The organism is Hydrogenophaga sp. 70-12, assembly GCF_001897365.1.
GTDB classification, from domain to species: Bacteria; Pseudomonadota; Gammaproteobacteria; order Burkholderiales; family Burkholderiaceae_C; genus Hydrogenophaga; species Hydrogenophaga borbori.
Genome location: NZ_MKSS01000328.1, coordinates 1 through 7,341, shown reverse-complemented (window position 1 = coordinate 7,341; position 7,341 = coordinate 1). Strand labels below are relative to the sequence as shown.

The following is a 7,341-nucleotide window of genomic DNA, read 5'->3' as shown; positions in this document are numbered from 1 at the left end:
CTCGGGGCTGGCGTCCCAGCGCTCGCCGAACTTGCTGCAGCCCATGCCGAGGATGGCGACCTTGTCCTTGATGCCTTGTGCCATGCTGTTCTCCTTCAGGTCTTGGACGCGCCACGCACCGGCGTGGCCTTCCAGAAGTACCGCGTGAAGCCGCGGCGGTCGTCGACGTCCTTGACGCGGAACACCATCTCCATGGCGGTGCCGCTGTCCACCTCGCCCACCTCCAGGTCGGTGAAGTCCATGAGGATGCGACCGCCGCCCTCGAAGTCGATCTGGCCGTAGTGGTGCGGCGGCGCCGGGTGCCAGGACAGGTACTCGGCCGACCAGCTCAGGATGCGCGCGGGCCGGTCGGCCAGCGGGTGGGGCTTTTGCGTGTCCTGCAGGGGCTGGGCGTCGTACGTCAGGCGCGAGGGCGGGAAGTGCACGCTGCCCGTCACCTCACAGCGGCCGGCCACCAAGGCCTGCAGCGCGCGGTGGTGGCGCCAGGCGGTCGACAGCGCGGTCTTCTTGTCCTGCTCGCCGCGCATGCCGCGCTCCAGCTGCAGCTGGCCCTTGAAGGAGAGGAAGCGCGTGTAGTGGCGCTCCTCCACGCCGCGCGCCAGCCATTCGCCCACGCCACGCGCGGGCTTGAAGCCATCGATGGCCTCGGTGACGCGGAACACCAGGGCCTGCGCGCCGCTGCCGAACTGCGCCAGCACGATGCGCTGGCCAGGCCGCGCGCGCTCCAGCAGCTGCGCGAGCAGCAGCAGGCCGTGCGGAACGCCGCTGTCGCCCACGCTGTCGCCCAGGTTGTCCACCACCGCCTCGGCGCGGATGCCGCAGGCCTTGGCCAGTTGCTGGTCCATCTTGGCGAAGGTGGTGGGGAAGATGAAGTGGTCGACCTCGGCGGCGGCCACGCCGGCCTGGGCCAGCGCCGCCTGCACCGCGCGCGGCACCAGCTTGGTGATGCCCTCGTCGCGCACCCAGCGCTCTTCCCAGTGGTAGTCCAGGTCCTCGCCGGCGGCGCGGAAGTGGTCCACGAAATCGGCCGTGACGGTGCCCGCGCCCAGGTACTCGGCGAGCACGTTCTGCGTGCCCACCAGCAGGGCGGCGGCGGCGTCGCCGTACTCCAGCTCCTGCGCGCTGGCCGCGCGCGTGCGGCGGTTGTCGGCGGCCAACACCAGGGTGTCGCCGCCGCCGGCCTGAACGCGCGCCACGGCCTGCGTGAAGGCCGAGAGCGCCGCGCGCTGCGTGCCGCCCAGGTCCAGGGCCTCGATGCCCTCGTCGAGATCGAGCGCGCCGGCCACCACGGCCGCATTCAGGCGCTCGGCGAAGGGCAGCGTGTCGCTGGCCAGCAGCAGGGCGCGCACGGTCGATCGGTCCCGCTGGCCGACCGGGCCCAGGCAGTCGCGCGCGGCGGCCACGGCCAGGGTGATGCTGTCCTCGTCCCAGTGGGCGAAGGCGCGCGTGCCCTTGCGGCCACCGAACTGCGGGGCGTACCAGGCGTTGGCCTGCGCCGCCGCCTGGCGCGACAGGCGCAGGCGCGGCACGTAGCCGCCATAGGCGGTGATTCCGATCATGCTGAGGTGTCTCCGGAAGTGGGGCGCCCCAGGTGGGACGCGAGAAAGCGGCCGCCCTCGGCCAGCGCGTCGCGCGCCTCGGGCAGTTCGTCGGGGAATTGCTGGAAGACGTGGACCATGCCGGGCCAGGCCTGGCAGCGCGCCTGGCCACCGGCGGCGTTCACGCGGCGCGCGAAGGCCTCCGAGTCGCTGAGCACGGTCTCGCGATCGCCCACCTGCAGCAGCAGGGGCGGCAGCGCGGCCAGGGCCTGTTCGTCGGCGTACAGCGGTGAGACCAGCGGGTCACGCGCATCGCCGTCGGGGCCGAGGGCGTTGCGCGCCATCGCCAGGATCATGGGGCGCTGGTGGATGGGGTCGGCGCCGGCACGGGTCTCGTAGCTCTCGCCGGTGGCGGCGAGGTCGGTCCAGGCCGACATGAGGAAGGCCGCGGCCGGCAGGGCATCGCCCCGGCCGTGCAGCGCCAGCAGCGCGCCCAGGGCCAGGCCACCGCCCGCCGAGTCGCCCGCGAGCGCGGTGTCGCGCGCCGCGAGGCCCTGGCCGCGCAGCCACTGCAGCACCGCCAGCGCGTCCTGCAGCGGCGCCGGGTAGCGGTGCTCGGGCGCGAGGCGGTAGTCCACGCCCAGCACGCGCGTGCCGGCGGCGGCCGACAGGCGCGCCATCAGCTCGCGGTGCGAGCGCAGCGAGCCGACCTGGAAACCGCCGCCGTGGAAGTAGACGATGGCGCGGTCGGTGCGCGCGCCGGGCGCGGTGACCCAGGCGCAGGGCACGCCGCCCGCGGTCAGCGGCTCGAACGCGGCCTCGCCGGTGGCGTCAAAGAGCCGGTCCCAGTCGGCGCGCATCTGCGCCACGGGGGTGTCGCGGCGCCAGCGGCCGTAGACCGCTTTCACGCGGGCGACGACGGTCTCGACCGAGGACGGCGATGAGGTCCGATCCGGCGCCGGGCCGCCCCCGGCCGGATCGGCCCCCTCGGCGGGCAGCGGCGGAGCGTGGTGGTCCTGTGTCATGCGCCGCACCCCATGCCACCCGAGACGCCCAGCACCTCGCCGGTGACGTAGGCCGCGCCTTCGGAGGCGAGGAACGCCACGGCCGAGGCCACCTCCTCGCCGGTGCCGAGCCGACCCGCGAGCGTGGCCTGGGTCATGCCGTCCAAGAGTTTGTCGCCGCCCTGCGCCACGGCCTGGCGCAGCAGCGGCGTGTCGATCGGCCCCGGCGCCACCACGTTGGCCGTGATGCCCTTGCGGCCGTTCTCGCGTGCGATGGAGCGCGTGAAGGCGATCACCCCGCCCTTGGCCGCCGCGTACACCGAGCCGCCGCGCGAGCCGAGCCGGCCCGCTTCCGAGGCCACGTTGACGATGCGGCCGAAGCCGCGCGCCTGCATGCCCGGCAGCACCGCGTGCGTCGTGTTGAGCACGGCCTCCAGGTTCACCGCCAGCAGGCGGCGCCAGTCGGCCGGCGTGGTGTTCGTGAAGAAGGCGTGCTGGTCCACGCCCGCGTTGTTCACCAGCACATCGAAGGGGCCGAGTTCGGCCACCACCGCGTGCACGCGGTCGAAGTCGCAAACGTCCAGCGCCACGGCGCGGGCGCCGGTCGCTTGCGCGAGGCGCCGGGCGGCCTCGGCCTGCCGGTCGGCGATGAGCACGTCCAGGCCATCGGCCGCGAGGCGGCGCACGATGGCCTCGCCGATGCCGCTGGCGCCCCCGGTGACCAGGGCGCGCCGTCGCGCGGTCTTGTCAATGGCCATTCAACGCCCCGTGAAACGCGGCGTGCGTTTCTCAATCACCGCCGCCAGGCCCTCGCGCGCGTCGGCCATGCCGGACAGCAGGGCCTGGATGTGGTTCTCCTCGGGCATGGCGGCTTCCACGCCCTGGCCGATGCCGTTCCACAGCAGGCGCTTGGTGTTGGCCAGCGCGGCCGGCGCGCCGGCCGCCAGCTGGCGCGCGAGCGACCAGGCCTCGTCCATCAGGCGCTCGTCGGCCACCACGCGCGTGACCAGGCCCATGTCCTGGGCCTCGGCCGCGGTGATCGTGGGGTTGAGCATCAGGATCTCCATCGCGCGGCGAAAACCCACGAGCTGCGTGAGCGTGACCGACACGCCCGCGTCGGGCACCATGGCCACGCGCGTGGCGCCGGCCAGGAAGCGCGTGGACTCGCCAGCCACCACGAAGTCGGACGAACACACCAGGCCCATGCCGCCGCCGCCGGCCGCAAAGCCTTGCACCGCCGCCACCACCGGCGGGTTCAGCCGGATCAGGGCGGCCGTGGCGAGCTGCAGCAGCGCCGTCGCGACGCGGATGTAATCGGGCAGCGCCTCGCCCTTGGCCAGGAAGGTGTGCACATCCCCCCCGGCGCAGAAGTGCGGGCCATCGCCCGTCAGCAGCACCGCGCGCACGCGACCCTCGCCGTGGATGCGCAGAACCGCTTCGTGCAGCGCGCGCAGCAGCTCCACGTTCAATCCATTGGCGGCCTCGGGCCGCGCCAGCCGCAGGTGGGCCACGCCGTCGGCGTGCAGCGCCAGGCGTACCGGGCCCTCGCCCACCAGCAACTCGGATGCCGTCTCTTGGCTCATCGTTCGCCTCCGTTCGCGGGATTCAGATCAGGAAGGCCATGGAGTACAGCGCGTCCTGGTTGTTCACCAGGGTCACGGTCTTGCGCGCCATGCGCAGCTGGCCGTCCATGCGGCGCAGGCGGTACTCGGTGCGCGCGGCCCAGAGCACATCGCCGCGCGTCTGGTTCTCGAAGATCAGCACGTTGCTGCCCACGCTGAGTTCGCGGCCGTCGTCCTCCAGCACCTCGATGTTGGAGATCAGGCGGCGCAGGCGCGACTGCGGCGTCTGGCTGAAGCGCTTGCCCGTGTGGAACTGGCGGATGCGCAGCGCGATGCGCGAGCGGTTGTCGTAGATGATGGACATCACCTTCTCGGGGTCGCCACCGTCACCGTTCGCGGGCACCCAGTAGACGCCGTCGTCCGTCCACAGCGACTCCCAGTCGTCGTAGCGGTGCTCGTCTTGCAGGCGCGCTTCGTGGTAGACGAACTGCGTGACGTCTTCCAGCGTGGCGCGTTGTTCGCTCGTCATGGGCATCACGCGGCCTCCATGGTGGCGCGGTAGTGGCGCCAGATGCCGCGGCTGGGCACCTCGTCCGTGTTGTCGCCGATCAGGAAGCCGTCGGCGTCGCGGCGCTCGCGGTGCTTGCCCCGGCCCAGGAACAGCCACTCGGGATTGCGCATCCGCACACCCATCTGGGTGCGTTCGTACATCTCGGCGTCGTCGGCCAACAGGAAGCCGGCCGGGCCCACCGAACCCATGGTCTGCTGGCGCATGCGCCGGTTCAGGTCGGGCGCGCCCTTGAACTGCAGCGCGGTCACGTGCTGCACGGTCTCGTCCACCGACAGCGGCTGGATCACGAAGATCTGGATCTCCGCGATGAACAGGTTCGGGTAGATCATGATGTGCGGCGTGCCGTCGATCATGATCTTGCGCGCCTTCTCCTCGCCGTAGGCCCCGTTCATCTTCGCGGTGTACTCGGGCAGCTTGTCGACCGTGGTGCCGAACCAGGACAGCGGCACGTCGCGCTTTCGGAACTCGGGGCGCAGGTCGTTCTCGGTGTGGCCGTTGCCGAAGTCGCGCGACACCGCCGTGGACTCGGCGCTGTAGAGCGAGCCGATGCCGCTCTGCGCCACCTCGAAGATGGAGGCGTGCACGAAGGACGGGTGGTAGCCGTCGGTCTCGTTCTCGACCAGGAACTTCCAGTTGGCCTTGACCTTGTGCTTGAGGAAGCCGGCGGTGATCTCCACCTCGCCCTCGGGCGAGGTCTCGCACAGCGCATCGATGGACTTCATGGCCGCGCCCAGGTGCTCTTCCAGGCTGGGGCCCTCGGCCGCCATGGAGCCGAAGACGAAGCCGCGGTAGCTGGCCACGCGCGCGACCTTGCCCAGGCCGTAGTCGCCCCGGTCCACGCCCTCGTAGCCCGAGGGAAAAGGCCAGCCCTTGAGCGCGCCGTCGTTGGCGAAGGTCCAGCCGTGGTAGGGGCAGGTGAAGGAGCGCGCGTTGCCCTGCTCGGTCATGCACACGCGGTTGCCGCGGTGCGGGCAACGGTTGTGCAGCAGGTGGATCGTGCCGTGGCGGTCGCGCGTCATGATGACCGGCTCGGGGCCGATGGATTTCATGACGTAGTCGTTGGCGTTCGGTACCTCGCTCTCATGCCCCACGTAGACCCAGGTGCGGAACCAGATCTTCTGCAGTTCGGCCTGGTAGATGGCGGGGTCGGTGTAGAGCGAGCCGTGCACGTGCTCGTCGCGCACGAGCTGGTCCCAGCGCGGCTCGGCGGCGGGCGCGCTGGCGATGGGGATCACGGGGGCGCAGTGGTCCAATTCGGGGTCCTCCGTTGGGGATGGAATGTGTGTTGTCCGGTGCCTCGGTTGGTGAAATAATAGTCCGACGAGACGGACTATGTCAAACCGCCGTCTCGGGGTTTTCACCAAGGACGATTCACCCATGCCCACCGTTGTTTTCATCGACCCCCACGGCAGCGAGCACGCGGTCGAGGCCCCCGAAGGCCGCAGCCTGATGCAGGTCGCGATCGACCACGCCGTGCCCGGCATCCTGGGCGATTGCGGTGGCGTGTGCAGCTGCGCCACCTGCCATGGCTACGTGGACCCGGCCTTCCTCGACCGCTTGCCCCCGCGTTCGGAGACCGAGGTCTTCATGCTCGAAGGCGTGCCCGACCTGCGCGGCAACAGCCGCCTGTGCTGCCAGATCCGCATGCAGCCCGCGCTGGCGGGCATGCGCATCCAGCTGCCGGACGAGCAGGTCTGATGCACGGCATCGCCCTCGCCCGCAGCCTGCTGTTTCTGCCCGCCGACCGGCTGGAGCGCCTGCCCCAGGCGCTCGCCAGCGGCGCGCACGCGCTGGTCATCGACCTCGAGGACGCGGTGGCGCCCGAGCGCAAGGCCGGCGCGCGCGAGGCACTGGCGCGCCTGTGGCCCTCGCTGGACGCCAGCGTTCGCTCGCGCCTGCTGGTGCGGCTCAATGCCCCGGCCACGCCCTGGCACGCGGACGACGCGGCCCTGCTCGTGGCGCTGCAGGGCCTGGGCGCGGTGATGCCCGCCAAGGTGGAAGCGCCCGCCGACCTGCTGCGCCTGTTCGCCGCCTTCCCCGCGCGCCGCTGGCTGCCGCTGATCGAGTCGGCCCAGGGCCTGTCGCGGATCGATGCCATCGCGCGCGTGCCCGGCGTCTTGCGCCTGGCCTTTGGCCACCTGGATTTCCAGTCCGACCTCGGCATGGACTGCGAGAGCGACGAGGCCGAACTGGCGCCGGTGCGCCTGTCTTTCGTCATGGCCTCGCGCCGCGCCGATCTGGCGCCACCCGTGGACGGCGTGACCACGGCGCTCCAAGACAACGAGCGCCTGAGCGCCGATGCGCGCCGCGCGCGCCGCTTCGGCTTCGGCGCCAAGCTGTGCATCCACCCGGCCCAGGTCGCCCCGGTCAACGCGGCCCTGGGGCCCAGCGAGGAACAGCGCGCCTGGGCGCGGCGCGTGCTGGCGGCGGCCGCCGCGCACGGGGAAGGGGCCTTCCGTTTCGAGGGCGCCATGGTGGACGCCCCGGTGCTGGCGCGCGCGCGCCGCTTCGCCCAAGACATCAACCCGCAGGAGAACGCATGAAGATTCTGGTGCCCGTGAAACGGGTGGTCGACTACAACGTCAAGGTCCGCGTGAAAAGCGATGGCAGCGGCGTCGACATTGCCAACGTGAAGATGTCGATGAACCCGTTCGACGAGATCGCGG

8 protein-coding genes and 1 pseudogene are annotated in these 7,341 nt (G+C 71.7%); 3 read left to right on the top strand and 6 right to left on the bottom strand.

The annotated features are described in order from the left end of the window. Positions 1–95 precede the first annotated feature (95 nt). Genes BGO22_RS17105 through BGO22_RS17080 form a run of 6 tightly spaced genes read right to left on the bottom strand, consistent with a single transcriptional unit; the run spans position 96 to position 5,928 of the window. Positions 96–1,559, bottom strand: a complete 1,464-nt coding sequence (locus BGO22_RS17105) for a 3-oxoacyl-[acyl-carrier-protein] synthase III C-terminal domain-containing protein (protein WP_286851903.1) — start codon at positions 1,557–1,559, stop codon at positions 96–98. Next, positions 1,556–2,563, bottom strand: coding sequence for an alpha/beta hydrolase (locus tag BGO22_RS17100; RefSeq protein ID WP_083293168.1), 1,008 nt, complete (start codon positions 2,561–2,563; stop codon positions 1,556–1,558). The genes BGO22_RS17105 and BGO22_RS17100 overlap by 4 nt, the downstream gene beginning before the upstream one ends. Continuing rightward, positions 2,560–3,300 (bottom strand): SDR family NAD(P)-dependent oxidoreductase, encoded by a 741-nt coding sequence (locus tag BGO22_RS17095; protein ID WP_286851902.1) that lies wholly within the window; start codon positions 3,298–3,300, stop codon positions 2,560–2,562. Before BGO22_RS17095 ends, BGO22_RS17100 begins: the two co-directional genes overlap by 4 nt. Then, positions 3,301–4,125 (bottom strand): enoyl-CoA hydratase/isomerase family protein, encoded by an 825-nt coding sequence (locus tag BGO22_RS17090; protein WP_286851901.1) that lies wholly within the window; start codon positions 4,123–4,125, stop codon positions 3,301–3,303. It abuts the gene before it with no gap. A gap of 22 nt (positions 4,126–4,147) precedes the next feature. Next, the gene (locus BGO22_RS17085) at positions 4,148–4,639 is read right to left on the bottom strand and encodes an aromatic-ring-hydroxylating dioxygenase subunit beta (protein ID WP_070399242.1); all 492 of its coding nucleotides are present in this window, start codon (positions 4,637–4,639) and stop codon (positions 4,148–4,150) included. Continuing rightward, positions 4,639–5,928, bottom strand: a complete 1,290-nt coding sequence (locus BGO22_RS17080; protein WP_286851900.1) for an aromatic ring-hydroxylating oxygenase subunit alpha — start codon at positions 5,926–5,928, stop codon at positions 4,639–4,641. Before BGO22_RS17080 ends, BGO22_RS17085 begins: the two co-directional genes overlap by 1 nt. 124 nt (positions 5,929–6,052) lie before the next feature. Between BGO22_RS17080 and BGO22_RS17075 the strand changes: the two genes are divergently transcribed. The 3 genes and pseudogenes from BGO22_RS17075 to BGO22_RS17065 all read left to right on the top strand — a co-directional run. Further along, positions 6,053–6,373, top strand: coding sequence for a 2Fe-2S iron-sulfur cluster-binding protein (locus tag BGO22_RS17075; RefSeq protein WP_286851898.1), 321 nt, complete (start codon positions 6,053–6,055; stop codon positions 6,371–6,373). Continuing rightward, positions 6,373–7,218 (top strand): HpcH/HpaI aldolase/citrate lyase family protein, encoded by an 846-nt coding sequence (locus BGO22_RS17070; protein ID WP_286851897.1) that lies wholly within the window; start codon positions 6,373–6,375, stop codon positions 7,216–7,218. The genes BGO22_RS17075 and BGO22_RS17070 overlap by 1 nt, the downstream gene beginning before the upstream one ends. Next, a pseudogene (locus BGO22_RS17065) lies at positions 7,215–7,341 on the top strand (electron transfer flavoprotein subunit beta/FixA family protein); the annotation flags it as partial. The gene BGO22_RS17070 and the pseudogene BGO22_RS17065, both read left to right, overlap by 4 nt.